The organism is Companilactobacillus halodurans (assembly GCF_009600985.1).
Lineage (GTDB): Bacteria > Bacillota > Bacilli > Lactobacillales > Lactobacillaceae > Companilactobacillus > Companilactobacillus halodurans.
Genome location: NZ_VDFP01000001.1, coordinates 78,785 through 105,775, shown reverse-complemented (window position 1 = coordinate 105,775; position 26,991 = coordinate 78,785). Strand labels below are relative to the sequence as shown.

General features: G+C 35.8%; 23 protein-coding genes, 2 pseudogenes and 1 riboswitch. Of the genes and pseudogenes, 20 read left to right on the top strand and 5 right to left on the bottom strand.

The genetic code is table 11. The features are described 5' to 3' along the window. The first annotated feature begins 17 nt into the window (after positions 1-17). The 16 genes and pseudogenes from FHL06_RS00490 to ribH all read left to right on the top strand — a co-directional run bounded on the left by FHL06_RS00490 (position 18) and on the right by ribH (position 16,934). Complete coding sequence (locus FHL06_RS00490) at positions 18-869, top strand: PRD domain-containing protein (RefSeq protein WP_153384290.1); 852 nt, start codon at positions 18-20, stop codon at positions 867-869. Positions 870-882: 13 nt separating this feature from the next. Then, on the top strand, positions 883-1,233 hold the full coding sequence (locus FHL06_RS00485; RefSeq protein WP_153384289.1) for a PTS lactose/cellobiose transporter subunit IIA: 351 nt from the start codon (positions 883-885) through the stop codon (positions 1,231-1,233). Positions 1,234-1,249: 16 nt separating this feature from the next. Beyond that, positions 1,250-2,989: a PTS lactose transporter subunit IIBC gene (locus FHL06_RS00480; protein WP_153384288.1), complete on the top strand. Its 1,740-nt coding sequence runs from the start codon at positions 1,250-1,252 to the stop codon at positions 2,987-2,989. 12 nt (positions 2,990-3,001) lie between these two features. After that, positions 3,002-4,423, top strand: a complete 1,422-nt coding sequence (lacG, locus tag FHL06_RS00475; RefSeq protein ID WP_153384287.1) for a 6-phospho-beta-galactosidase — start codon at positions 3,002-3,004, stop codon at positions 4,421-4,423. Between the two features lie 264 nt (positions 4,424-4,687). Further along, positions 4,688-5,545 carry a PRD domain-containing protein gene (locus FHL06_RS00470; protein ID WP_153384286.1) on the top strand — a complete coding sequence of 286 codons (858 nt, stop codon included), beginning with the start codon at positions 4,688-4,690 and terminating at the stop codon, positions 5,543-5,545. Positions 5,546-5,558: 13 nt separating this feature from the next. Beyond that, the gene (locus tag FHL06_RS00465) at positions 5,559-5,909 is read left to right on the top strand and encodes a PTS lactose/cellobiose transporter subunit IIA (protein WP_153384285.1); all 351 of its coding nucleotides are present in this window, start codon (positions 5,559-5,561) and stop codon (positions 5,907-5,909) included. Between the two features lie 52 nt (positions 5,910-5,961). After that, positions 5,962-7,770, top strand: coding sequence for a lactose/cellobiose PTS transporter subunit IIB (locus FHL06_RS00460; protein ID WP_153384284.1), 1,809 nt, complete (start codon positions 5,962-5,964; stop codon positions 7,768-7,770). After that, complete coding sequence (gene lacG, locus FHL06_RS00455; protein WP_153384283.1) at positions 7,767-9,194, top strand: 6-phospho-beta-galactosidase; 1,428 nt, start codon at positions 7,767-7,769, stop codon at positions 9,192-9,194. Before FHL06_RS00460 ends, lacG (FHL06_RS00455) begins: the two co-directional genes overlap by 4 nt. A gap of 160 nt (positions 9,195-9,354) precedes the next feature. Next, on the top strand, positions 9,355-10,170 hold the full coding sequence (locus FHL06_RS00450) for a Cof-type HAD-IIB family hydrolase (protein ID WP_153384282.1): 816 nt from the start codon (positions 9,355-9,357) through the stop codon (positions 10,168-10,170). A gap of 63 nt (positions 10,171-10,233) precedes the next feature. Next, the gene (locus tag FHL06_RS00445; protein ID WP_153384281.1) at positions 10,234-11,094 is read left to right on the top strand and encodes a PRD domain-containing protein; all 861 of its coding nucleotides are present in this window, start codon (positions 10,234-10,236) and stop codon (positions 11,092-11,094) included. Between the two features lie 203 nt (positions 11,095-11,297). Then, positions 11,298-12,011 (top strand): annotated as a pseudogene (locus FHL06_RS00440) (gamma-glutamyl-gamma-aminobutyrate hydrolase family protein). A gap of 13 nt (positions 12,012-12,024) precedes the next feature. Next, entirely contained in the window at positions 12,025-13,341 is a 1,317-nt protein-coding gene (locus FHL06_RS00435) for an APC family permease (protein ID WP_153384280.1), read from the top strand. A 43-nt stretch (positions 13,342-13,384) separates the two neighbouring features. Continuing rightward, positions 13,385-13,517: riboswitch (FMN riboswitch) on the top strand. A gap of 124 nt (positions 13,518-13,641) precedes the next feature. Then, a complete protein-coding gene (gene ribD / locus FHL06_RS00430) occupies positions 13,642-14,679 on the top strand; it encodes a bifunctional diaminohydroxyphosphoribosylaminopyrimidine deaminase/5-amino-6-(5-phosphoribosylamino)uracil reductase RibD (RefSeq protein WP_192917931.1) in 1,038 nt (345 codons plus the stop codon). Then, positions 14,679-15,275, top strand: a complete 597-nt coding sequence (ribE, locus tag FHL06_RS00425) for a riboflavin synthase (protein WP_153384279.1) — start codon at positions 14,679-14,681, stop codon at positions 15,273-15,275. Before ribD ends, ribE begins: the two co-directional genes overlap by 1 nt. Then, positions 15,268-16,470: a GTP cyclohydrolase II gene (gene ribA, locus FHL06_RS00420; RefSeq protein ID WP_153384278.1), complete on the top strand. Its 1,203-nt coding sequence runs from the start codon at positions 15,268-15,270 to the stop codon at positions 16,468-16,470. The genes ribE and ribA overlap by 8 nt, the downstream gene beginning before the upstream one ends. Beyond that, positions 16,470-16,934 carry a 6,7-dimethyl-8-ribityllumazine synthase gene (ribH, locus tag FHL06_RS00415; RefSeq protein WP_153384277.1) on the top strand — a complete coding sequence of 155 codons (465 nt, stop codon included), beginning with the start codon at positions 16,470-16,472 and terminating at the stop codon, positions 16,932-16,934. The genes ribA and ribH overlap by 1 nt, the downstream gene beginning before the upstream one ends. A gap of 51 nt (positions 16,935-16,985) precedes the next feature. On the opposite strand, the gene FHL06_RS00410 is transcribed toward ribH, so the two are convergent. Then, on the bottom strand, positions 16,986-17,831 hold the full coding sequence (locus tag FHL06_RS00410) for an aldo/keto reductase (RefSeq protein ID WP_153384276.1): 846 nt from the start codon (positions 17,829-17,831) through the stop codon (positions 16,986-16,988). A gap of 238 nt (positions 17,832-18,069) precedes the next feature. Between FHL06_RS00410 and FHL06_RS00405 the strand changes: the two genes are divergently transcribed. Beyond that, entirely contained in the window at positions 18,070-19,275 is a 1,206-nt protein-coding gene (locus FHL06_RS00405; protein WP_153384440.1) for a NupC/NupG family nucleoside CNT transporter, read from the top strand. 123 nt (positions 19,276-19,398) lie between these two features. Here the strand turns inward: FHL06_RS00405 and FHL06_RS00400 are convergent, their stop codons facing one another. The 3 genes from FHL06_RS00400 to FHL06_RS00390 form a co-directional block, all read right to left on the bottom strand. Further along, entirely contained in the window at positions 19,399-19,713 is a 315-nt protein-coding gene (locus tag FHL06_RS00400; protein ID WP_153384275.1) for a hypothetical protein, read from the bottom strand. Between the two features lie 162 nt (positions 19,714-19,875). Beyond that, positions 19,876-20,601, bottom strand: coding sequence for an alpha/beta hydrolase (locus FHL06_RS00395; RefSeq protein ID WP_153384274.1), 726 nt, complete (start codon positions 20,599-20,601; stop codon positions 19,876-19,878). Positions 20,602-20,679: 78 nt separating this feature from the next. Then, positions 20,680-21,729, bottom strand: coding sequence for a CdaR family transcriptional regulator (locus FHL06_RS00390; RefSeq protein ID WP_162000216.1), 1,050 nt, complete (start codon positions 21,727-21,729; stop codon positions 20,680-20,682). 344 nt (positions 21,730-22,073) lie between these two features. On the opposite strand from FHL06_RS00390, the gene FHL06_RS00385 reads away from it, so the two are divergent. From FHL06_RS00385 to FHL06_RS00375, 3 genes and pseudogenes are all read left to right on the top strand, one after another. Beyond that, positions 22,074-23,357, top strand: a complete 1,284-nt coding sequence (locus FHL06_RS00385; protein ID WP_153384272.1) for a GntP family permease — start codon at positions 22,074-22,076, stop codon at positions 23,355-23,357. Between the two features lie 11 nt (positions 23,358-23,368). Further along, positions 23,369-24,505, top strand: a complete 1,137-nt coding sequence (locus FHL06_RS00380; RefSeq protein WP_153384271.1) for a glycerate kinase family protein — start codon at positions 23,369-23,371, stop codon at positions 24,503-24,505. A 140-nt stretch (positions 24,506-24,645) separates the two neighbouring features. Beyond that, positions 24,646-25,541 (top strand): annotated as a pseudogene (locus FHL06_RS00375) (EamA family transporter). A 57-nt stretch (positions 25,542-25,598) separates the two neighbouring features. Here the strand turns inward: FHL06_RS00375 and FHL06_RS00370 are convergent. Next, on the bottom strand, positions 25,599-26,930 hold the full coding sequence (locus FHL06_RS00370) for an MATE family efflux transporter (RefSeq protein ID WP_153384270.1): 1,332 nt from the start codon (positions 26,928-26,930) through the stop codon (positions 25,599-25,601). Positions 26,931-26,991 lie beyond the last annotated feature (61 nt).

Genomic DNA, 26,991 nt, shown 5'->3' with positions numbered 1-26,991 from the left:
GAAAGGAGGACAAAGGATTGGTACAAATTGTGCAAGTCTTTAATAATAACAGTGCTCTAGTCGACATAGGAGATCATCGTCAAGCTATTGTCAGTGGAAAAGGCATTGCTTTTAACAGACATAAGGGTTCAAGTATTGTTTCCGATAAGGTGGATAAGATTTTTTATCTTGACACCAAAGAATCGCAAAAAACTTTATATTTCCTATTGAAAGATATCCCTATCGATATCGTGACGACCACCTATGAAATAATTGATTACGGTGTCAAAAAGTATAATTATAATGTTTTGGATTATGCTTACATAACTTTAAGCGATCACATTTTAGGTTCTTATCAACGGATTTTAAAAGGTAATTATGTAGAGAATTTAATACCTGATATGCATGATCAGTATCCAGTTGAATATGCGATTGCCAATCACGCTTTATTAGTAATTGAAAATAATTTGCGAGTGGTTTTTCCAAAGTCTGAAATAAGAGGAATTGCACTTCATTTTATTAATGCAAAGGGGAATGAATCACAAACGGTAACTCTCAAAAAAAATGAGAGTGAGGATATTAATGAAATAGTAAATAAGATTTTGAATCGTAATCAAATTTTTAGAGTGGATGCTAATAGCAATTATTACGATCGATTTATGATTCACTTGCAGTACTTGGCGGGGAGATTAGATGAGCCAGAGGATAAAAAAGAATTGAATCCCAATTTAGAAGTTGAAATGAGAAATTCATATCCAGATTCATTTGAAATTGCCAATGATATTTATGAGGCGATTCAAGAAAAATTGGGTAAGGATTTAAGCAGCAATGAGTTAATTTATTTTATTATTCACATTCAAAGATTGATTCAAGAAGATGTGAAGAGTTAGGAGGATAACTATTATGGCGGTAACAAAAGAAGATATATCGATGACAGGTTTTGCAATCGTTGCCTATGCTGGCGATGCAAAAACTGCTTTGTTAAAGGCTTTAGATAATGCTCGTGAGGGTAAGATTGCTGAAGCAAAGAAATTGGTCGAAGAAGCCAATCAATCGATCGTAGATGCTCACAATGAACAAACTAAGTTACTGGCTGATGAAGCTGGTGGCATGGATATGGAAGTGACCTTCATCATGGTTCATGGTCAAGATACTTTGATGACAACTATGATGTTGATGGATCAATGCAAGTATTTCATCGATGAGTACGAACGTATCGGAAAAATTGAAAAGAAGTTAAGTATGACAGACTAAAGAGGGGGAATTAAAAATGGATGTCATTACTAATAGAATTGAAAAAATGAAGCCTGCGTTTGAAAAAATTGCCGCAAATGCTTACGTTTCAGCAATTCGTGATGGTTTCATTGCCTCAATGCCAATTATTTTGTTTTCCAGTTTGTTCATCCTAGTTGCATATGTACCAAATGCTTGGGGATATCATTGGCCTACAAATGTTGAAAACAATATTATGATTGCTTATAACTATTCAATGGGTCTATTGGCATTGTTCGTAACTGCAACAACTGCTAAAAATTTAACAGATACAAAGAATCTAGATTTACCAAAAACTAATCAAATGAATTCAGTTTCCATTATTTTGGCAGCTGAAATTGCCTTCATCATTAGTTCAATCGTTCAAAATAAAGGTGGAGCTGACCTAACATACTTAGGTACACAAGGTCTAGTTGCTTCATACTTAGTTGGACTGATTGTTCCAAATATTTATTATTTCTGTATTAAAAATAACGTTACTATTAAAATGCCACCACAAGTACCACAAAATATTTCACAGACTTTCAAGGATGTTATTCCAATGTTCTTGTCAGTCACAGTTTTCTGGGCTTTCTCGCTTTTACTAGTAACATTGACAGGTAAGAATCTAGCTCAATTGATTATCGCTTTGTTAGCACCTATTTTCAGTGCCAGTGATTCTTATATCGGCTTAGCCTTTATCGCTGGAGCCATGGGTTTCTTCTGGTTCGTTGGTGTTCAAGGACCATCAATCGTTGCACCTGCCGTATCAGCTATTGAAGTTACTAACACAGCTGACAACTTGAACTTGATTCAAGCTGGTCACCAAGCTACACACGTTCTAGCACAAAATGCTCAAGATTATGTTATGAACATGGGTGGTACTGGTTCAACTTTCATCTTGGTATTTTTGTTCCTATTCTTAGCAAGATCAAAACAATTGAAAGCTTTAGGTAAAGCATCATTTATTCCTGTAAGTTTCTCAGTTAATGAACCTATCTTGTTCGGTGCTCCAATTATCATGAATCCTATTTTCTTCGTACCATTCGTTGTTACACCGATGGTCAATATCTGTATGTTCAAGTTCTTCATTGAGGTTCTTGGGATGAACGGTATGATGTACACCATGCCTTGGGTCATTCCAGCACCAATTGGTATTTTAGTAAGTACTGGATTTGCTCCATTAGCCTTTGTCTTCGTCATTTTGAGTTTGGTTGTCGATGCATTCATTTGGATGCCATTCATGAGATCATATGATAACTCATTGCTTGCCGGCGAAAATGAAAAAGCTAAAGAAGAAGGCTTAGCAACAGCAACAGCTGGTGCAAGTGACAGCGATGCTGAACCTGAAACAAATAATGACGGTACAGTCATGGCATCATCAACTGATTCAGCTGATTCAAGCGATTCAGATAAGACCGCAACGGATGACGACTCGACCCTAGATAAAGAAACAGCCGTCATGGTCATCTGTGCTGGTGGTGGTACTAGTGGTATCTTAGCTAATGCCTTGAATAAGATGGCTAAAGAAAGAAACTTGCCATTATCAGCTGCCGCACGTGCTTATGGTCAAGATATGAATATGATTCAGGACATGGACTTAGTTATCTTGGCTCCTCAAATGGAAAGTATGAAAGGCAACGTTAAGAAAATTACTGACAAATATGGTGCAAAATTAGCCACAACGTCTGGTAAAGAATATATTGAATTAACAAGAGATCCAGAAAAATCATTGAAATTTGTCAAAGATCATATTTAGGAGGTTTTATTAATGTTGAAATTACCAAAGGACTTCTTAATGGGTGGCGCCAGCGCAGCTTATCAAGTTGAAGGTGCTACTAAAGAAGATGGTAAAGGAAAAGTCTTATGGGATGATTACCTTGAAAAGCAAGGACGTTTCAGTCCTGATCCTGCAGCTGATTTTTATCACCGCTATGACGAAGATTTAACTTTAGCACAGGAGTACGGAGTTCAAGCAATTCGTGTTTCAATCGCTTGGTCACGGATTTTTCCAGATGGAACTGGTAAAGTAGAGCCACGCGGGGTCAGTTATTATCATAAGTTATTTGCTTCCTGCAAAAAGCACAATATCATTCCCTTTGTAACGCTGCATCACTTCGACACGCCATTGAAGTTGCACGATAAGGGTGATTGGTTGAGCCAAGAGATGCTCGATGCTTTCGTCGATTATGCAAAATTTTGCTTCAAAGAATTTCCTGAAGTTAAATATTGGATTACCATTAATGAACCAACTTCGATGGCTATTCAACAAACTGTCAGTGGAACATTTCCTCCTGGGGTAACTGGTCGCTTTGACTTGGCCTTTCAAGCTGAACACAACCAAATGGTTGCTCATGCTAGAATCGTTAATGCTTATAAGAAAATGAATCTCGGTGGTCAAATTGGGATCGTCCATGCTTTGCAAACGGTCTATCCATATACAGATAGTGCTGCCGACAAACATGCTGCAGCTTTGCAAGATGCCTTTGAAATCCGTTTGTACTTGGATGGGACCTTGGCTGGAGAATATAATCCTGAAACTTTGAAGTTAGTTAAAGAAATCGTTGATGCAAATAATCAACCTATGTTTAAGTCAACTCCAGAAGAGATGGACGAATTAAGTCGTGCAGCTCATCAACTAGACTTTGTTGGCGTCAATAACTACTTCAGCAAGTGGATTAAAGCTTACGATGGCGATTCAGAGATGGTCCATAATGGTACTGGTGCTAAAGGGACTTCTGTTTCGAGATTGCACGGTATCGGTGAAGAAAGAAAACCTGATGGGATTGAAACGACTGATTGGGATTGGTCTATCTATCCTAAGGGGATGCACGATATGCTAGTTCGGATTAAAAAAGAATATCCATTGGTTCCCGCTATTTATGTAACTGAAAATGGAATTGGTTTGAAAGAGAGCTTGCCAAAAGATGCTGATGACAATACTATTATCGACGACCCTAAGCGAATCGATTATTTAAAGAAGTACTTTAAAGCTATTGCCGAAGCTATTAATGATGGAGTCAACGTCAAAGGCTACTTCATGTGGTCCTTGCAAGATCAATTCTCATGGACAAATGGTTACAGCAAACGTTATGGAATGTTCTTCGTTGATTTCCCAACTCAAAAGCGCTATGTGAAGAAGAGTGCTTATTGGTTTAAGAAGCTTAGTGAAACGCATGAAATTCCTGAATAAATAAATTTGACAGAACTTGAAAAGTAATAAATTCAAGTTCTGTTTTTTGCTTAATAAAAAAATATGTTTGGAAACGTTTACAAAAGTTTGAAACTGATATATACTAATTGTGTTGAAAGATGAATAACTAGTAAATTGTTACTATTAGATTAGGCGAGATTACTAGACACTTAGAACTTTAACTATGTAGCTACAACTATATAGTTATAGCCAAAACTTCGTGTCGGTAATCTCGCTTTTTGCGTCCAGAAAGGAGGAATGTCGATGGTCGAGATTGCTCAAGTTTTTAATAATAACAGTGCGTTGATTAACCTAGGAGATCATAAGCAGGCGATTGTTAAAGGCAAAGGAATTGCATTCAAAAAGAGCAAAGGTTCAAATTTAGAGACAAAAAAGATTGAAAAAATATTTTATTTGAATACTAAGAGTTCTCGAGAAAATCTGTTTTTCTTGATGAAGGATATTCCCATTGATGTGGTGACGACTACTTATGAAATCATTGATTATGCAAAAACCAAATTGCATTATAACGTTTTGGATTACGTATATATCACATTAAGCGATCACATCTTTGGAGCTTATCAGAGATACTTATCTGATACCTATCAAGAAAGCATGGTTCCTGATATGAGCAATCAATACACGACTGAATATTTAATCGCCAGTCATGCTTTAGATGTTATCAATCGTAATCTAGATGTTGATTTTCCAGAATCAGAAATAAAAAGTATCGCCTTGCACTTTATCAATGCTAAAGGAGATGAACCTTCAGCAAATGATTTGAAAGAAAGCGAGACGATAAGCATCAATCAAATTGTTAAATCAGTTTTAACCGACAATGCGATTTTTAGAAGAGAAGACAATGGAAATTATTATGACCGTTTTATGATTCACTTGCAGTATTTAGCAGGAAGATTAGATGACCAGTCACAAGAGGACAATGCCGAGTTTAGCAAAAATCTTGAGGATGAAATGCAAAGTTCTTATCCAGAATCTTTTCAAATTGCTAAAGAGTTATATGAAAGACTTCAGACTGAACTGGACAAAAAATTAAGTAGTAACGAATTATTATATTTCATCATTCACATTCAACGTTTAACCAAAGAAAAAATTACAAAGTAAGAGGTAAATTATTATGGCAGTTACTAAAGAAGATATTTCAATGACAGGTTTTGCAATCGTAGCCTATGCCGGGGATGCCAAGACTGCTTTGTTAAAGGCACTTGACAATGCCCGTGAGGGAAAAATTGAGGAAGCTAAGAAATTAGTTAAAGAAGCAAATCAGTCAATCGTCGATGCCCACAATGAACAAACAAAACTGCTATCTGATGAAGCTGGCGGCATGGACATGGATGTGACATTTATTATGGTCCATGGTCAAGACACATTGATGACAACAATGATGTTAATGGACCAATGCAAGTTCTTCATTGATGAATACGATCGAATCAATAAGATTGAAAAGAAATTAGATATGAAGAACTGATTATTTAGAAATTTTAAGTATTCAAAAAAACAAACTCTGGGGGTAAGTATTTATGAATACGATCGTTAAACAAATCGAAAAAGCACAACCGTTCTTTAAAAAACTCTCAGCCAACATTTATCTACAAGCCGTTCGTGATGGTTTCATTTCACTAATGCCAATCATCATCTTCTCGTCCTTGTTCATTTTGGTTGCTGATGTTCCTAATATTTGGGGCTTTTATTGGCCAACAAATGTTAGTGACGGATTAATGAAGATTTATAACTACTCAATGGGTGTTTTGTCATTAATGGCCGCTGCTAACGTTGCTAGAGCCTTGACCAAGAGCTTGAACTTACGCTTGCCAAAGATCAATCAAGTTCCTGTAGCATCCGTAATGTTCGCTTCACAAATTGCCTTTTTGTTAGTTGCTGTTGATCCATTTACTAACAAAGCTGGTCTTTTATTCTTCACTGAAGGCTACATGGGTACTAAAGGCCTATTAGCATCATTTCTAGTTGGTTTCATTGTTCCAAATCTTTACTATTTATGTTTCAAGAATCACATCACTTTGAAGATGCCTGATTCAGTTCCACAAAATATTTCATCAGCCTTTGCTAATATTATTCCATTCGCATTGTCAACATCTGTCTTCGGATTGTTTGATGTCTTCTTCAGAATGGCAACTGGTACTAACTTGGCTGCTTGGATTATTCAAGTTCTCGCTCCATTGTTCACAGCTGCCGATGGTTATATCGGATTAGCTATTGTCTATGGTGCTATGGCTTTCTTCTGGTTTATCGGTATTCAAGGTCCATCAATCGTTGAACCAGCTGTTACTGCTATTTATTTAACTAATGTTGAAACAAACATGAAGGTCTTCCAAGCCGGTGGACATGCTACAAATATCTTGGCTCAAGGTACACAATACTTCGTTGCTACTTTAGGTGGTACTGGTGCTACTTTGGTCATCACATACATGTTTGCTCTTTGGGCTAAATCAAAGGAATTAAAAGCTATTGGACGTGCTGCCGCAATTCCTGTTTCCTTTGGTGTTAACGAACCTATCTTGTTCGGTGCTCCATTGATTTTGAACCCTGTCTTCTTCATTCCATTTATCGGAACTCCAATTTTGAACGTTTGGTTGTTCAAGATTTTCGTTGATCACTTGGGTATGAATGGATTCATTTATAACTTGCCATGGACGACTCCAGGTCCTATCGGATTGTTTATGGGTGTTGGATTCTCAATTCAAGCTTTGATTTTAGTCTTTCTATTACTCGCAATGGATGTTGCCGTTTACTACCCATTCTTTAAAGCATATGATTTACAAAAAGTTTCAGAAGAAAATGAAAAAGCTGCTGCCGCTGCTGCTAATGGTGAAACTGCTACTGCAGATACAGACGCTGTTGTTGCAACGAGTGCAGGAGATATTCCTTTGGGAATTACTAAAGATAAAAAAGATCTTAATATTCTAGTTATCTGTGCTGGTGGTGGTACTTCCGGTATCCTTGCTAATGCATTGAATAAGATGGCTAAAGAAAAGAAATTGCCTATTGAAGCTGCCGCTGCCGCTTATGGTGCTCACGGCGACTTATTGCCAGATATGGATGTTGCTGTACTTGCTCCACAAATGGATGCTATGCGTGATTCATTGAAGAAAGAAACAGATAAGAGCGATGTCAAGATGATTACTACTACTGGTAAACAGTATATTGATTTGACAAGACACGCTGATAAAGCTTTGAGCTTCATTGTTGATAAGCTTCAAAATAAAGATTCTGATGATTCAGATACTAAAGATTCAGATACTAATACTAAAGATACAAATGACCAAGATACAGACGAAAAATCTGATAAGTCTAAAGGAGATTCTAAATGACATTGATTAACCGTGTAAAATCATTACCAAAAGGCTTCGTACTCGGCGGTGCAACTGCTGCATACCAAGTCGAAGGCAATACAAAAGTCGATGGCAAAGGAAAGACTATGTGGGATGATTACCTGAAGAAGCAAGGTCGTTTCAGCCCAGACCCTGCGAGTGATTTCTACAATCGATATCCTGAGGATCTTGCTTTGTCAAAGAAGTATGGTTTGAATGCTATCCGTGTTTCGATTGCTTGGACCAGAATTTTTCCAGACGGTTATGGCAAGCCCAATCAAAAAGGAATCGACTATTACCACCGTTTGTTCAAAGAATGTCTAGATGATGGAATTGAACCATACGTCACGCTTCATCATTTCGATACGCCCAAGACCTTATTTGATCAAGGAGATTGGCTCAACCGGAAACAAATCGACCATTTTGTTGACTATGCTAAGTTTTGTTTTAAAGAATTTCCAGAAGTAACTCATTGGTTTACGATTAATGAGTTGATTTCTCTAGCACAGTCGCAATATATCGGTGGAAATTTTCCACCAAATCATCATTTTGACGTTTCATCGGCTATTCAAGCAGAACATAATGAGTTGTTAGCTCACGCTAAAGTAGTCAATGCGTTTAAGGAAATGGGCTGTAAAGGTAGAATCGGCTTGATTCATGTGATTCAACCAGTATACCCAATCGTAGACACTCCAGAAAATCGTCATGCCGCAGCACTTCAAGATGCTTTTATCAATCGTTTCTTGTTAGATGGAACGTTCTTGGGTGAGTATAGTGATGAAACAATGTCTTTGATCAATGAAATTTTAGACAAAAACGATGCTCATCTAGAAATTCAAGATGGTGATATGGATATTTTGAAGAAGGCAAGTACTCAAAATGACTTCTTTGGATTGAATTATTATCAAAATCAATATGTAAAAGCCTACGACGGCGAGAGCGGCAATACTTTCAACGGAACTGGCGATAAGGGAACGAGTTCCTTTAAATTCCATGGAGTTTGCGAGACGGTCAAGAATCCTGATATTCCAACGACTGACTGGGATTGGAATATTTATCCAGAAGGGTTATATGATGTCTTGATGAGAATCCACAAGGAATATAAGAACTGCAAGACTATTTATATCACTGAAAATGGTGTCGGCATGAAGGAACAAGTTCCAGAAGATGCTCCTGATGATTATATTTATGATGATTCAAAGAGAATCGATTATGTCGATCAACACTTAGAAGCTCTATTTAAAGCTCGTCAAGCTGGAGTTGACGTCAATGGCTACTTCATTTGGTCATTGCAAGATCAATTCTCATGGGCTAATGGTTACAATAAGCGTTATGGACTCTTCTATGTTGATTTCAAGAATCAAAAACGTTATGTCAAAAAGAGTGCTCTTTGGTTCAAAGAACTGTCTGATACTATGAAATAAAAATATTTTTAGTAGAAGTAATTTACCTAGGGATTGAAATTACTAAATTCTAAAATTAAACGTTGAAAATTAATAGAGTTTTGAGATTTTATTAAATCTCAAAGCTCTTTTTTGGGAAAAATTATACAATATAATTAAAACAAAGAAATCGAGGAATAACATGGACTATAAGTTAATTGCATTAGATATGGATGATACCTTATTGACAAGTGAAAAATCAATTTCAAAAAAGAATAAAGAAGTTATTAAAAAAGCTTTAGAACAAGGAATTAAAATTGTCCTTTGTTCAGGAAGAACTCATAATGCTGTTGTAAAGTACACAAAGTCATTGGGGATTTCAGGTAAAGACCAGTACATAATTACTAATGGCGGAGCCATTATAGAAAATTTGGCCGGTGAAATTATCGCTCAAAAAACTATGACAAACAAATTTTACCGAGAATTCGTTAAATTTATTAAAGACAATGATTTGCAATATAACGTCGTCGATAATCAAGGTAATACTTATACCAGTCAGCGAAACTGGATTGATAAATACACCATTATGCAGGCTTATGAAAATGACAACGGTTTGTATTTTAAAGAACCTGATCAATTGCCAAATGATTTTGAAATCGTTAAGGCCATTATTAATGGGGATGAAGCTCAATTGGACCAAATTAGTGAAATGGTACATAAAAGGTTCGATCAAGATTACTTCGTAGTTCGAACTGGAGTTGGTTTCTTGGAAATTTTCCCTAAAGATGTTAATAAAGGCGAGGCTATTAAGGTTTTAGCTAAAAAACTGAATCTTGATTTAAGCTCTGTGATTGCCATGGGTGATCGTGATAATGATATTCCGATGATAAAACTTGTTGGCAAGGGAATTGCAATGGGAAATGCTCTTCCAGATGTTAAAGCAGCCAGTGATTATGTGACAGAGGATAATAATCATGATGGCGTCGGATTGGCTATTGAAAAGTTTGCCTTAAAATAATTTTTTTATTTTAAGGTTAAATTATAATTATTCTTTTATAATTGGTTGTGGGGGGGAAAGCGCATGCAATTGATTATAAATCAGATTTTTAATAATAATACTGCACTGGTTGATTTAGGGGACAAGCATCGTGCCATTGTTAGAGGCAAAGGGATTGCCTTTCGAAAATCAAAAGATTCAAAAATAGATACCACAAAAATTGAAAAGATTTTTTACTTGGATACAGATGAGTCCCAAAAGGATTTATATTTTTTATTGAAAGATATCCCAATAGACATTGTCACGACGACTTATGAGATTGTTGATTACGCTAAGAAAAAGTTTGACTATTCGGTTCTAGATTATGTGTATATAACGCTTAGCGACCATATATATGGGGCTTATCAACGTTATATGGATGGTAAATATAAGCCCAGTCGAATCCCTGATATGAGTGATAAGTATACTAGTGAATATTTGGTTGCTAGCAAGGGATTAGATATTATTAATCATAATTTGAATATTAAGCTTCCAGAGTCAGAAATACGCAATATAGCGTTACATTTTATCAACGCAAGGGGCAGTGATAAAAGCAATCAGCGTTATATTCATTCTAAAGTGGATTTGGTGAAATTGATTAAGACGATTCTAGTAAGAAATAATATTTTTCGTACTGGCAGCAATAGCAATTATTATGATCGGTTCATGATTCATTTACAGTATTTATTAGAACGACTTGGCGATATGGCAGAAGATACTCCATTTGATAAAAAAATTGAACTAGAAATGGAACGAGATTATCCGGGGTCGACTGGTATCGCGAGGCAAATTTTTAATGAAATTGAAAAAATAACTCAAGTAAAATTAAATAGTAAAGAAATGCTTTATTTCATTATTCACTTGCAACGGATAACTCAAGAAGATGGATTAAATCAAAATAAATAAATTGAGCGTACTTAGAAATAAAAATCTAAGTACGCTTTTTTAATTATAATCTTTCTGTAAATCCTTAATTTATAAACAATTTACAGATTGTCTGGCCATAAAATTAGAAAAACATTAGTAAATGATTAATATGATTAATAAAATATTTGACAGATTATTTCAGAGTGATAATCTAAAAATTAAATTAAAAAAGGAGCGATTTTATGAGCAAGTTGATTGGAATTACAGCGGACGTTTATTTAGAAGCTACACCAGTAATTAACCAAAAACTAATGGATTTTGTACCTCGTCCAGCAGTCAATGCAGTTTTAGCTGCGGATGGAATTCCAGTTAGTTTACCTTATCTTCCTAAAGAACAAATTAATGGATTATTAAAACGTCTGGACGGAGTTATTTTTACAGGTGGTCCAGATATCGATCCTAATTTTATGGGCGAGGAGCCGATTCCAGAACTTGGAGTTACTAATAGGAATCGTGACTTGTTTGAAATTGCTCTTATTAGAACGGCCGTAGCCGAAAACATTCCTATTTTTTGATTTTGTCGCGGAGCCCAAATTATTAATGTTGCTTTAGGTGGTAGCGTTTATCAAGATTTAACTAGTCAGTATCCTGGTCAGATTTTAAAGCACCATCAAGCAGCTCCAGGAGACCAGCCAACCCATTTTGTTTCAGTCAATCATGACTCGCAACTATTTAAAACGATTGGCGATAATGTCTTCGTAAATTCACGCCATCATCAAGCAATCAAAGGTGTTGCGGATGGCTTAAAAGTTGTCGCAAGAGCAAGCGATGGCGTGATTGAAGGAATCGAGAATCAAGATGCCAGCGTTCAAGCAGTTCAATGGCATCCAGAGAATTTATGGCAGAATGATTCACGAGAATTGGATTTATTTAAACAATTTATCGATCGAACATAAGAGGGTGGAAAGTATGAAACAAGCAGTTTCGGTTCACGTTCAAAGTCAAGCAAAAGTTAAAACTCATAAAATGGGTTTTTGGACAGTTTTGTTATTCGGTATTAATGGAATCATTGGTTCAGGGATTTTTCTTTTACCCAATGAAGGCATGAAATTATTTGGTCCGGCAAGTTTATTAGTTCTAGGTTTTGATGCATTATTGATCTTAACGATTGGACTATGCTTTGCTGAAGACTCTAGTTTATTCGAGGAAACTGGCGGCCCTTATATTTATGCTAAGGCAGCCTTTGGAAATTTTGTTGGTTATGAAGTAGGTTTTGTTACTTGGGCAATCAGGATAATTGCTGAAGGAACGCTTTATGTAGCCTTTGCAACTGCATTAGCTGGTGTTTTTCCACAACTAAACAATACAGCTTCTAAGGATATAATTGTCACAATATTGGCTTTATCTTTAATGACTATGAACTTGCTCGGTGTAAGAGTGGCTTCAATTATCAACAACGTTATTACTGTTTCTAAATTATTGCCTTTATTGATTTTTATTGCTGTGGGGATTTGGTTCATTAGAGGAAGTAATTTTACGCCATTTTTGCCAGCAGCAGTTTCGAATACTAGTTCCTTTTCTTTAGCAGCTATTACAATGTTCTATGTCTTTACAGGTGTTGAGGGTGCTGTCGTTGCAGCTGGTGAAATGAAGAATCCTCAAAAAGATTTACCAAGAGTTTTAATTATCATTATCTTGGCAGTGGCAGCCTTTTATATTTTTATTCAAGCAGTTTGTATCGGCGTCTTAGGGAAGTCATTAGCAACAAGCGTTACACCAGTGCAAGATGCTTTCGGTCAAATAGCAGGAAGCTTTGGCAAGTATTTGATTGCGGCAGGGACCTTGCTTTCAATTGGTGGAATTTGTGTTTCGTCATCATTTATTACACCGCGTTCTGGTGTTGCAATGGCTGACAATAAGATGATGCCCAAGGCATTAAGCAATAAAAATCGTTTTGGAGTTCCATATCCAGCTATCGTTATATCATCGTTATTAGGATTAATGATTGCATTATCAGGAACCTTCAATACCTTGGCTCAAATTAGTGCCGTATCAAGATTTGCTCAATATATTCCTAGCTGTATCGCCGTTATAGTGTTTAGAAAAACAATGAAGAATCGTAAATCTGGCTTTAAAATACCATTTGGTTGGTTGATACCAGTTGTTGCTGTTACTATTTCAGTTTTGCTATTATCTCAAACTGATGTGGTCAACTTAATTTGGGGATTTGGAGCATTACTTGTAGCAGTTCCATTTTATTTTTTGAGCAGAAAAAACTTTTCTTGAAATAATTTTTAAGATAGAGTATCGTCTTTGGTGAAAACTGAATAGATTTCTTCGGGGCAGGGTGAAATTCCCAACCGACGGTAACAATCAAGCGATTGAAGTCCGTGACCCACGAAAGTGGTGGACCCAGTGAGAGTCTGGGACCGACAGTATAGTCTGGATGGGAGAAGAAAAAAATAATTATTTCATACTTCTAGTAAGCTTATTTGAGGTTGCTCTCGTGTGAAATCTTATTTAGCTTATCTTTAAAGCCTCGCAAAATGTTTGCGGGGCTTTTTTTGTGGGGTGAATAGGATTATTATGAATGATTTTATGAAATTAGCTTTTGATGAAGCTAGGAAAGGAACGGATACTTGGCTTAATCCAAAAGTTGGTGCTGTAATCGTCAAAGATAGTCAGGTTTTAGCTAGTGGTCATCATCAAACTTTTGGTCATGAACATGCCGAAATCAATACTTTAAACAATTTAAAAAATATATCAATGGCAAAAGGCGCAACGATTTTTGTAACTTTGGAACCGTGCTCTCATTTTGGCAAGACACCACCATGCGTTCAACGAATTGTTGAAGTTGGATTGAAAAAAGTCGTGATAGGAAGTCTTGATCCTAATCCTTTGGTAAGTGGGCACGGAGTCAAATATTTAAAAGATCACGGGATAGAAGTTGAAAACTTAAATATAAAAACGGACCTGAATCAAGCTTATATGTTTTCTTTTAATAATCATCGTCCTTTAGTGACTTTAAAATATGCAATGACTTTGGATGGAAAAATTAACAAATTTTCAAACGAGCGCTCATTAATATCTAATTCAATTGCGTATGACGATGCACAGGATTTACGTAGTAATAACCAAGCTGTTTTGATTGGTGAAAATACTTTCAAGACTGATAATCCGCAATTAACAGTTCGTAATAAAAAAATGAAATTTCCGCCGGTTAGAATTGTTTTAGTCAGAGATGTTAATTCAGCTGATTTATCAAAAAGGATCTTTGAAAATCAAGCCAAAATTTGGTTTTTAAGCGAAACCAAAGCCCACCGTAATTTGCCTGATAATGTGGAGGTTTTTGTTGGCGATTGGAATGTCAAAAATATTCTAAATTTGTTGAATGAGAAAAAAATTCAAGCCTTGCTGGTTGAAGGTGGCAGTAAAATTCAAAGCGAGTTTGCTCAGGCAGGTATGATTGATCATTTAGTAATTTATCTAGCACCAATGATATTTGGCAATGGTTTGGGAGCATGTAACGGTCAAAATCAACAAATTAAAACAATTGAATTTCAAAAACCTAAATACAAATTTTTAGGAGACAACATCAGGATATCAACTTGGAGGAAAAAATAATGTTTACAGGTATTGTGCAAAATATCGGCAAAATATACGGCATCGAACATACTAAAGGCAATTATCAGTTAATCGTTGAAAATAAATTTTCAAGTTTAAAAAAAGGGGAAAGCGTTGCTATTGATGGTATTTGCCTCACAGTTACCAATTTCTCAAAGGATGAATTTAGCGTTGATGTAATGCCAGAGACGTATTCAAGGAGTAACATTAGAGATTTTAAAGTTGGTAGCTTGGTTAATTTAGAATTAGCTATGCAAGTCAAAAAACGATTTGATGGTCATTTTGTTTTAGGGCATGTTGATACGACGAGCCAGTTGTTGGCTAAAAAAGCAGATAGAAATTCTACTCTCTTAACATTTTCAATTGATGAAAAATATCAACCATATTTAGTTGAAAAAGGCTCTGTGGCACTCGACGGCGTCAGTTTAACGATTATTGATGTCAAAGAGGATAAATTTAGTGTGGGCATTATACCTTACACTCATGAAAAAACTGTTTTAGGAAGTTTACAAATCAATCAAACCGTCAATCTTGAAACAGATATTCTTGCAAAATATATTTTAAATCAAGTTGCTAAGGAGAATTCTCATGCGTAATCAAATTATAGAAAAAGTCAAAATAGCCATTGAAGATTTAAAAGCCGGAAAATTAATTATCGTGGCTGATTCGCCAGATCGAGAGTCAGAAGGAGATATGATTGGTTTAGCTGATTTTGTCAAACCCGAAAATGTCAATTTTATGATTACTCACGCAAGGGGCTTACTCTGCGTCCCCATGAGTAAAGAATTTGCTACTCGATTAAATCTTGAACCAATGACCAAATCTCACGATGCATTTAATACAGCTTTTACCATTAGTACAGATGTGAAGACGACAACGACTGGAATTTCAGCTTTTGATCGTGCCAAAACAATCTCTCAATTGGCCAATCCTACCAGTCAAGCTCAAGATTTTTATCATCCAGGGCACATTTTCCCACTGGTAGCAAAAGATAACGGTGTTATGCAAAGAACTGGACATACTGAAGCCGCAGTCGATTTAGCAAAAATTGCTGGAGCCAATCCAGTCTCTTACATTTGCGAAGTTATTAAAAAAGATGGCACGATGGCGCGTTTAAAAGATTTGCGACCATTAGCAAAAAAATGGCATCTTAACTTAATTACAATTCATGATTTAATTGAATATCGTTATATGACGGAACAAGATTTGTTAAAGGAAGATTCTGATGTAGATTTACCCACGCGTTATGGGCATTTTCGACTACGTTCGTATCTGACTAAGGATGATAAGTCAATCCTTTTAATTTATAAAGGACAATTGAAGGCTGATTCATTACTAAGAATCCATTCAGAATGCTTTACAGGCGATATCTTTGGTTCTAAACGTTGCGATTGCGGTGCCCAGTTGGAGGAATCACTCAAAAAAATTGAAAATAATGGTTCTGGAATGTTGATCTATCTTCATCAAGAAGGTCGTGGAATTGGTTTAATCAATAAGTTAAAAGCTTACCGTTTGCAAGATGAAGGCAATGACACAGTGGAAGCTAATTTAAAATTAGGATTTAAAGCTGATGCTAGAAACTACGGTTTAGCGGTTAATTTATTGAATAAATTGCAGATTAATGAAGTATCTTTAATGACTAATAATCCTGACAAAATTAATCAATTAGAACGTTTAGGAATCAAGGTTACTAAAAGAATTCCCTTAGAAATAGTACCTAATGAAATTGATTTGAAGTATTTACAAACAAAGAAGAACAAATTTAATCATATGTTAAAGGACGTGGAATAATGAGACCAGTAATAGGTGAAATCAAAGGACAAGGTTTAAAAATAGCAATCGTTGTCTCAAGATTCAATCAAATCGTGACTGATCGGTTGATTGATGGAGCAGTTGCAAAATTAGAACAAAGTGGAGTTAATGCTTCTGATATTAAAACTTTTCAAGTACCTGGAGCCATGGAAATACCAAGAATAGCTAGGTTGATTTCTCAACAAAGAAATTACGATGGAATCATTACTTTAGGTGCTGTAGTTAAAGGTCAAACAGCTCATTTTGATTATGTATGTGCTCAATCTGCCAGCGGAATTGCTCAAACTTCCTTGAATGGAAAAGTTCCACTGACTTATGGTGTCTTGACAACAGAAAATATGGCTCAAGCCTTAGATCGAGCAGGCGGTAAAGCTGGCAACAAAGGCTCGGAATGTGCTGAAGATATTTTAGAAATGATTAATTTGGAAATAAAATTAGAGTAAAAAATAAACCTCGATTATTGAAAAATAGTCGAGGCTTTTAGTAGCTATGAATCAAATTATTTCTAATTGAGAATTTTCATTAGGCTTAGGGTAAGATTCATCCAAAAGATCCAATTCTGATTGAGAAAATTCAACATCAACAGCGAAAAGATTACTTTTCATATGTTCAACTGAAGATGTCTTTGGGATACTGAGTACATCATGATTTCTTAAGACCCAGGCTAAAAGCAATTGATGAACGGTAATGTGTTTTTGTTGGGCCATCTCTTTAATAACGGGCTTAATCTTTAGATATTGTCCGCCATCTGATCCAAAAGGAGAATAGCCGACAAATGACATTTGATGCTCTTTTTGCCAAGGTAGAATCGAATATTCAATTGAACGACTGCTGATATTATATAAATCTTCATTGATGCGACAGTTTGAACCATGAGAAATTGAGTCTAATTCCTTTAAATCATTGAGATCAAAATTAGAAACGCCCCAGTTTTTAATTAATCCAGCTTTGACCATTTTCTCTAATCCATTAACAGTTTCAGCTAAAGGAGTTTGACCGCGCCAATGCAATAGGTACAAATCTAGGTAATCAGTTTGAAGACGTTTCAGACTAGCTTTTAAACTTTTTTCAATCAATTTCTCAGTCGCGTGATAGGGATAAAATTTTGAAATTAATTGAAATTTACTTCGGTCGTAGTCTTTAATGGCATTGCCGATTAATGTTTCCGATAATCCCTCACCGTACATTTCAGCGGTATCGATAAGATTGATGCCATTATCTAGTCCATATTGGAGAGCTTTGATTTCTGATTCAGTTTTATTGGCATCGCCCTCGCCAATGTGCCAAGTACCAATACCGATAGCTGACGTTTTTTGTTGATTGAATGTGATTGACTTCAATATTTTGCCTCATTTCTTCAAATAATTATTTATTGAATATATTTCATGTTATGAAACTGCTAACACTATTATTATATAGCCAATATAATTAATTTAAAAATGAAGACGATTTAATTGGTTCACATTTGTTAAATTTATTTACTTTCATTTTTACGCCATGTAATATTAATTGAAGAAGTGAATAATCTAGCATTGGCAACTTCTAAATTTATAAAGGGGTTAGGTATATATAATGAGTATGTACTTAGTAGTTAACGCTTTAGGAGTAATCGTCTTTCTAGCGATTGGATTTCTCTTTTCTAAGAATAAAAAAGAAATTCGATGGAAGTCGATTGCCATTATGGTCGCTTTAAATTTAGTTTTGGCTTGGTTCTTAACTAGTTTTGCAGTTGGACGTGCAATCGTCTCTGGTGCCGCTGATGGATTCAACTGGTTAGTACAAGTTGCTTACGTCGGAATTGAATTTGCTCTACCAAGTTGGGTCCATGTCAAGAGCATGGATTTCGTTACAAGTGCTTTACTTCCAATTTTGTTGATTGTGCCATTATTTGATATTTTGACATACATTGGAGTTCTACCATTTATTATTAAGTGGATCGGTAAAGGATTATCCTTTATTACTGGTCAACCAAAGTTTGAATCATTCTTTGCAGTTGAAATGATGTTTTTAGGTAATACAGAGGCCTTGGCAGTTTCAAGTTTGCAATTAAAGCAAATCAAAGCTCAAAGAAATGTCACTTTGGCTATGATGTCAATGAGTTGTGTCACGGCATCAATTATCGGTTCTTATATTCAGATGATGCCAGGAAGATTTATTCTGACGGCTATTCCCATCAATATTATCAATGCAATTATTGTAACGAGTTTATTGAACCCAGTAACTGTCACGCCTGAAGAAGATACCATCGCCAAATTGAATGGCCAAGGCGAGGGTGGCAAAAAAGAACCTTTCTTCTCATTCTTAGGTGACTCAATTTTAGGAGCCGGTCGTTTGATTTTAATTATTGCCGCTAACGTAATTGCGTTTGTTGCTTTAGCAGCTTTAATCGATAAAATTTTACAATTAGTTAATCCATGGTTAACTTTAGAACATATTTTAGGAATTATTATGTATCCATTTGCTTGGCTGTTAGGACTGAGTTCACATGATTCTTTCCAAATGGCTCAATATATGGGTACAAAATTAGTAACGAATGAATTTGTCGTTATGGGTAAAGTTACAGGAATTATCAAGAATTTTGACCCTCACTTTAAGGCTGTTTTAACAGTCTTCATCACTTCATTCGCAAACTTCTCGACTCTAGGAATGATTATTGGTTGTTTCAAGGGCATTGTTGATAAAGAAAAGAATGATGTTATTTCAAAAAACGTTGGCTATATGTTGCTATCAGGTATCTTAGTATCATTATTGTCAGCTGCTTTTGTAGGATTATTCGTTTGGTAATATAAAAAAGGCAAACTGGAATATTTCTAGTTTGTTTTTTTTACTCAAATTGATATTAATAATAAAAAAAGAGAATGGGGCGTAATGTCTCATTCTCTTCTTTTATAGTTATGCTTTTTATAGTTATAGTTTTTTGGAAATATCTTTTTGTGCATTTTTATATCCATCAATAAAATTAGTGATTTCGATTAGTTTATTATCAGAAATTTCATTGGCAAAACGTAGCAAACTCTTTGGATAGTAACGAAAAGCATGATCTCTTCGATAATCTGACATTGCTTGTTGATAACCTAATTGATAATCGTCTTCAGTACTGGCATGAAAATCCTTTGAGGCTTGATAGTCATTTTTGACTTGACGATAAGAATCTTGAGTACTTTGAAATGTACCATCTTCGTAATTTTCTTTTATAAAATCATGTAACTGAATTAAATTCATCTTGTCATTTTCCTTTCGATGTAAAGAACTATCTTAAATCCAATTATTAATTTACTCGTAATTGGTTCGATTAGATATTAAAAATAACAAGTTGTTTTTGATTATAAATACTCTCAAAGTAGGCTTAGACGTCGATTGCAAAATAAAATATATCGGTAAAAATTAAGATAACCAGTCAAAAACTCGATCAATATTTTGACTCCAAGTTTTCCAAGAGTGATCGCCCTCAACTGGCATCCAAGTATATCTACCTTTAGCATGAATCGATAAAAAATTCTTAAACATAATATTGTCTTCATGCATAAAATCACTATCGCCACATAGAGTTAGAATTTGTTGTTTAGGTTGGCGATTGTTGTAAATATTGATCAACTGATTTTGAGCAACCTTTTCAGGGCTGTCGAAAATACTGTCAAAGGTCTTTTTATCCATTGGGCTCTTAGGATTATCGCGAAAGTGTTCAATGTCAGTGATTGGTGAAAGTGCAGCGACTTTACTGAAAATGTCATTATTCATAAAAGCAATTTTTAATGCTCCATAGCCACCCATACTGGAGCCGACGATGTAATTCTTTTCTCGTTTAGTTGAGATAGGTAAAATATGCTGCATTTTAGGGATGAATTCTTCAATGAAATAAGAATAGTAGGGGATAAAGTTAGAATCAGAATAAAATGAGTTTCTAGCCTCTGGCATTATGATAGCCCAGTTGTGCTTACGAGCTAGTTGTTCAATATTTACATGCCGGATCCAAGCAGTATCGTCTCCGGTATAGCCATGCAACAGCCAAACAGTCGTATAGTCAGATTTGTTGGTGTCTGGTAAAACGACAGTCGTTTTAAAGTAAGTATGTAAGTAATTTGTTCTGTAATTAAGATTCATTAAGACCATTATTTAAACCTCGCAATACATTTTTAGTCACACAAATTTTAAGCATAAAGTGAAAAAATGTCCACTTAAAAGAAGCAACTATTTCTTGTGATACTGTTGTTTTTTGAATTGTAAGAAATTGATATAGAGTTGAAAAATATCGGTTAAATCATGTAAGTTCAATTCAAAAAATTCTGATATTTTATTGAGACGGTAGTTTGTGGTATTTCGGTGAACCTGAAGGGCTTGTGACGTATCCGTTACGTTACCGTTATGCTTAAAGTAACATTCCAATGTTTCCAGTAATTCATTGCCTGATTTAGTTTTGAGAAAATTCTTGAAGACACTCAAATATTTGTCAGAATACAGGTTGCTGTTGAGCAATTCATTTGAGAATTTGATTTGTTGAAAATAATAGATATTAGTCAGATTCAATTCTTTAGTGACTTTAATTGTCGCCTGAGCTTCTTTAACAGCTTGCTTGAGGTTATACCCCCGGTTGCTGATGCCAATAGGAAAATGATTTTTTTGACAAAAGGCTAAATAGTATTCAATATTTTCTTGCTTCTTGGTAATAATCAAAATTTGCTCAGCAGTCTGATTGAAGTGGAAGTCGCTTTGATTGATGATGAGGCCGTTGGTATTATTAGTCTCAATGATCACAGCAAAACGTGGCAATGATAAATCAATATTTAAAGAATGAGCACGGATACTTAATTCATCATTTTCTAATACGTTATCAGTATTGGTCCACTGGTAAAGGAAATGATTGAGGGTTTCTTTGTGCTGATTTTCTAATTTTGAATCATTGAGTTGAGAAATCAATAATTCAGTTGAGACCTTTAATAGAGAGGCTAGAGGAGTCACTTTTTTTGGGTCGCCAGTGATACCAATGACGCCAATTGTTTGATGTTTAAATTCAACTGGAATGTTAACTCCAGGTTGTCCAAATTTACCATATGATTCAATCATTGGTTTAGTTTTACCGCTCTTGATAGTGTCAATAGCACCAATGTGGAGTGAATTAAGACGTTTTTTGTCGCCACTAGCGATGATGACGCCTTTTTCATTCATCATGTTGATATTATAAGGGATATTTTCCATCATTTTATCAACAATCGTTTGAGCCAAATTGGGATCTAATTTCATGTTATTTCCTTCGTTTACAATTAATTTAATTATTATGAACATTTTACCTTGTTTTAAAGATTTGTGTACGTTTAGATTGATTTTTGCTTGTTAAATAACGTGCAAACTTGTACTTGTTGACAAGTCAACCTCAATTTGTGCAGATTAAAAAATTAAAATAAATTACCAAAATAGTGTTGTTGATTTAAAGCCATTTGGATAACAAATACAACGTTGATTACAAATAACTTTGTGCAAATGCACATTGATTTTGCCCTTTTATCACGGTATTATACACACGTTAATCAATTGTTCAATAGTTAACAATTGACTCAATATTTGTTGAGAAGGGATGTTTTTATATAATGGTTATTGCTTGGTGGGCGGCCTTATTAGGGCTGCTTTTGGCGATTGGATTGATTCTATTTAAAGTTAATCCAGTGTATGCCTTGATTTTTGGTGCTATCGTTGGTTGTCTACTCGGAGGTATGTCCTTGTCACAAACAACTGATACGATTGTTAAAGGTAGTTCTGGTGTCATGGGGACTATTATTCGAGTAATTGCAGCTGGAGTTTTAGCTGGAGTCATGATGGAGTCTGGCGCTGCAAATGTAATTGCCTCTAATATCGTCAATCATTTCAGCGATAAGTTGGCAATTCTTGCATTAGCATTGTCGACGATGGTATTGACAGGTGTAGGAATCTTTATTCCTGTTGCTGTCTTGATTGTTGCGCCAATTGCTTTAGAAGTTGGTCAAAAAATGCATTACAGCAAATTATCCTTATTAGTTGCTTTATCTGGTGGTGGGAAAGCTGGAAATGTTATTTCACCTAATCCCAATACCATTGCAGCCGCAAAGGGCTTCAATGTCGAATTATCACAAGTAATGATTGCCGATTTTATTCCTGCAATTGTTGGTCTGATCGTGACAGTTATTTTGGCAACTTTAATTAAGAATAAAGGTAGTTTCGTTCCTAAAACAAATAAAACCGAAACTAAAGAAACAAAGAATCTACCCAGCTTAAAAGCAGCTATTGTGACGCCATTAGTTGCCGTTATCTTATTATTGATTACGCCAGTTGGCGATATTTTAGGAATAAAGGTTTTGGCGTCATTTAATCTTGATGCAATGTATATTTTGCCAATTGCTGGATTGATCGGTACTTTAGCGATGAGACAACAAAAGAAATTTTTGAAGTACATGGCTAGAGGACTTGCTCGAATGACAGATGTTGTTATGATTTTAATCGGAGCTGGTGCAATAGCTGGCTTAGTTTCAGCTTCTAATTTGCCACAAAAGGTGGTTTCAGTCGTTCAAATTTCTGGAATCTCCGGAACTTTCTTAGCGCCAATCGCCGGAATCTTAATGGCTGCAGCTACGGCTTCAACTTCAACTGGTGTTATCTTAGCTTCTAATTCCTTTAGCAAGTCGATTATGTCTTTGGGAATTTCTGGAACTGGTGCAGCAGCTATGGTTCATACTGGTGCTACTGTTATCGATCAATTGCCACATGGTAATTATTTCCACGTCACAGCTGAAGCAGTCAACATGCATTTCAAGGAAAGAATGACAGTTGTCTTTTGGGAAATGCTAGTTGGACTTTCAATGACGATCGTCGCAACATTAATGTACGGAAATTTGTTTTAGGGGTGAAGTAAATGAAAATTGTTTTAGCACCAGATTCTTATAAGAATTCTTTGACAGCTAAACAAGTTGCTCAATCAATGCGTAAAGGATTTGAAAAAGTCTATCCTGATGCAAAGTATCTTAATGTACCAATGGCAGATGGCGGTGAAGGGACTGTTCAATCATTAGTCGATGCTAAAAATGGTCAAATTATCGCCGAAACGGTGACTAATCCATTAGGTAAAAAGACTACTGCTAAATATGGCTTGATAAATGATGGAAAAGTAGCTGTCATTGAAATGGCCGAAGCCAGTGGGATTCAATATATCAATCAATTTACTCAAAATCCATATATTACGACGACATTTGGGACTGGCGAACTAATGAAGTCGGCAATTGACCGTGGCGCTAAGACTATCATTATTGGTATTGGTGGTTCGGCAACAAATGATGGTGGAGCTGGAATGGCACAAGCATTAGGAGCCCATTTGTTAGATAATCAAGGTGAGGAATTGAGTTTTGGTGGAGCCAATTTGGTGAAGTTAGACCATATCGATACTTCAAAAATGGCATCCTTAGAGGATGTTAAAGTGATTATTGCTTCAGATGTGACTAATCCTTTAACTGGACCAAATGGTGCTAGTCATGTCTTTGGACCTCAAAAAGGTGCAAATCCGGAAATGGTCGAGTTTTTAGATCACGCTTTATCGCATTATGCTGATATTTTAAAACGTGATTTAAATAAGGATTTGGAAAATGTGCCTGGTGCTGGTGCTGCTGGTGGTTTAGGTGCGGGCTTATTGGCATTTACTGATTCTAAATTAGAATCTGGAGTCGATATCGTGATTGACTTCACTGATTTAAAAGAAAAAGTTAAAGATGCCGATGTCGTTATAACTGGTGAAGGTCAGATTGATTTTCAAACTAAATTTGGCAAAACTCCGATTGGAGTCGCTAAAGCAACGAAAGCTGTTAATCCTGAGGCAACTGTCATTGCAATTGCTGGTTCGATTGGTGAGAAAATCTCTGAACTTTATCCATTAGGAATTGATGCTATCTTCACTTGTGTTCCGGGTGTAGAAAGTTTATCAGATGCTATTCAAAATACAGATAAGAACGTTCAACAAGTGGCAGAAAATATTGCTCGCTTGATCAAAAATACGAAATAATAAATAAGTGCTTTGCCTATTAAATGGTAAAGCACTTATTTATTATTTTGATTTGGAGAAATCATAGCAGTTTTGAAAATTTACGTGTAACATGAATTGCGTTGGAATTATTTATATATAATAGTAGAAGGATGATTTTTTTGAAAAAATTAGCACCAGTTTTTGTTGGGTTAGGGGCAATTAGTTTTGGAATCCCAGCATCGCTCTTTAAAATTGCTCGACATCAAGGAGTCATTAATGGTCCATTGTTATTTTGGTCATTTTTGAGTGCCGTAGTAATATTAGGAATTATCCAAGTGATTCGTCGTCAATGGTTGCATAATCAGTATACTAATTGGCGACAAATTGGGTTAGTGATTGCTGCTGGAACAGCATCTGGTTTTACAAACACTTTTTATATTCAAGCGTTAAAATTGATTCCCGTCGCAGTAGCAGCCGTTATGTTAATGCAAGCTGTCTGGCTATCAACGCTGTTAGGATCAGTGATTCATCATCGTTTGCCATCACGCCTGCAAGTTTTTAATATTATTTTAGTTTTACTGGGAACAGTTCTTGCAGCAGGGCTGTTTCCTATTACGCAAGAAATTTCACCGTTAGGTTTGTTGTTTAGTTTCTTAGCCGCTTGTGCTTACGCTTGTACGATGCAGTTTACGGCTAGTTTAGGAAATAATTTGGATCCATTATCAAAGACTTGGCTATTGTGTTTAGGAGCTTTCTTATTGATAACGATTGTTTGGACGCCACAAATAATCCATTCGTCAGTCACTTTGCCAACGATTAAGGGGGCGTTTTGATTGCGTTATTTTCAATGGTATTTCCTCTGGTGGCTTATTCAATTTTCATGCCATATTTAGATTTAGGAATTGGACCAATTCTATCTTCATTAGAATTGCCATCATCGATCGTTGTGGCTTTTATTCTCCTAGGAGAAACAGTTGATTGGGTACAAATTGTCGGCGTGATTCTAATAATCTTGGCCGTAGTTTTGCCGGATATTTTAGGGATGCGTCAATCAAAGATTAAAGCACAAAAGTAAATTTTAAAAGTAAAAAAGGAGCTATCTTCCAAATGGAATGAAGATAGCTCCTTTTGATTAATCTTGAGCAAGTTTTTTCTTGCCAAAGGCTTTTTTATAAAGATACCAACCAATTAAGCAGGTTAAAACATCAGCTACTGGTTGAGCCCAAATAATACCGTTAAGTCCAAATAATTTTGCCAAAATAACGATTGCGATTCCTAAAATTACAGCTTGTCGTGACAAGGCCATAATTAAAGCGCTAGTTGCAGCTCCAATGGACTGGAAAACTGTTGTAAAGACTAAAATAAAACCAACTAGAGGCGTTGTAATCAGCATAGCTCGTAGCATCACGGTTCCCATTGAAACGATGGCCGCTTGATTCATGAACAACTTAATCAGTTGTGGTGAAAAAATGATTAAAATTACCGCACACACCAAAGCATAGCCGCCTTCGATTTTTAAGTCGAAATGTAAAATGCCTTTTAGCCGAGACCAATTTTTGGCACCATAATTATATCCAATCAATGGTTGAGCTCCAAAGGCAAAACCGACCATGATCATCATTACGACCATATAAACTTTTTGGACGATTCCCATGGCAGCAACTGCTTGAGCACCATAAGCGGCTAAATAAACATTTAGTAACATTAAACCAAAACTTTGTGTCAAGTTGGTTAAGGAGGCAGGAATCCCGACAGCTACGACCTCCTTAAAAGCAGGACGGGAAATATGTGCTAATTTAGGAGCTAGAGACAGCGATTTAGCGCGACGCATAAAAATAACTAATAAGCTGGTATTTACGAAGTAACCAATGACATTAGCAAAGGCCACTCCTGAAGCTCCCCAGTGGAAAACGAATAAGAAAAGCGGGTCTAGAATAATTGTTAAAACTGTTCCACTAATGGTAGCTATCATAGAAAGTTGGGCTAAACCTTCAGTTCTAATAATATTACCAGGAACCAGCGAAACGATAATAAAAGTTGAACCTAAAACTAAGACACGATAAAAGTCAGCAATGTAGGGACGAGTAGCATCAGTTGCACCTAAAAGATTCAAAATTGGGCTTTCAAAGAAAAGCAGTAATGCTGTTAAGACTAAACTTAGAGCAATCGCGATGTAAAAACAAAAACTGCTGATTCTTGCGCTTTGTTTGTAGTCATGTTTACCAAGGACTCGTGAAATAACAGCACTGCCACCGAGACCGAAAATATCACCAACGGCTAACATAAATGAGAACAGCGGACTACCTAAGGCAATTCCAGCCACCAAATCAGCGTTCCCCGTCTGAGCTACGAAAAAGGTGTCAGCAAGGTTATAAACCATACTAGCGACCATTCCTAAAACAACTGGGATAGCCAGTTGCATATAGGCTTTTGGAATTGGGGCTTTTTCAAATAAATCATTCAAAATTTTGTCACTCCTTATCTGAACAGTCGCTTGTCAGATAATATGACTTGACGAACAGAGA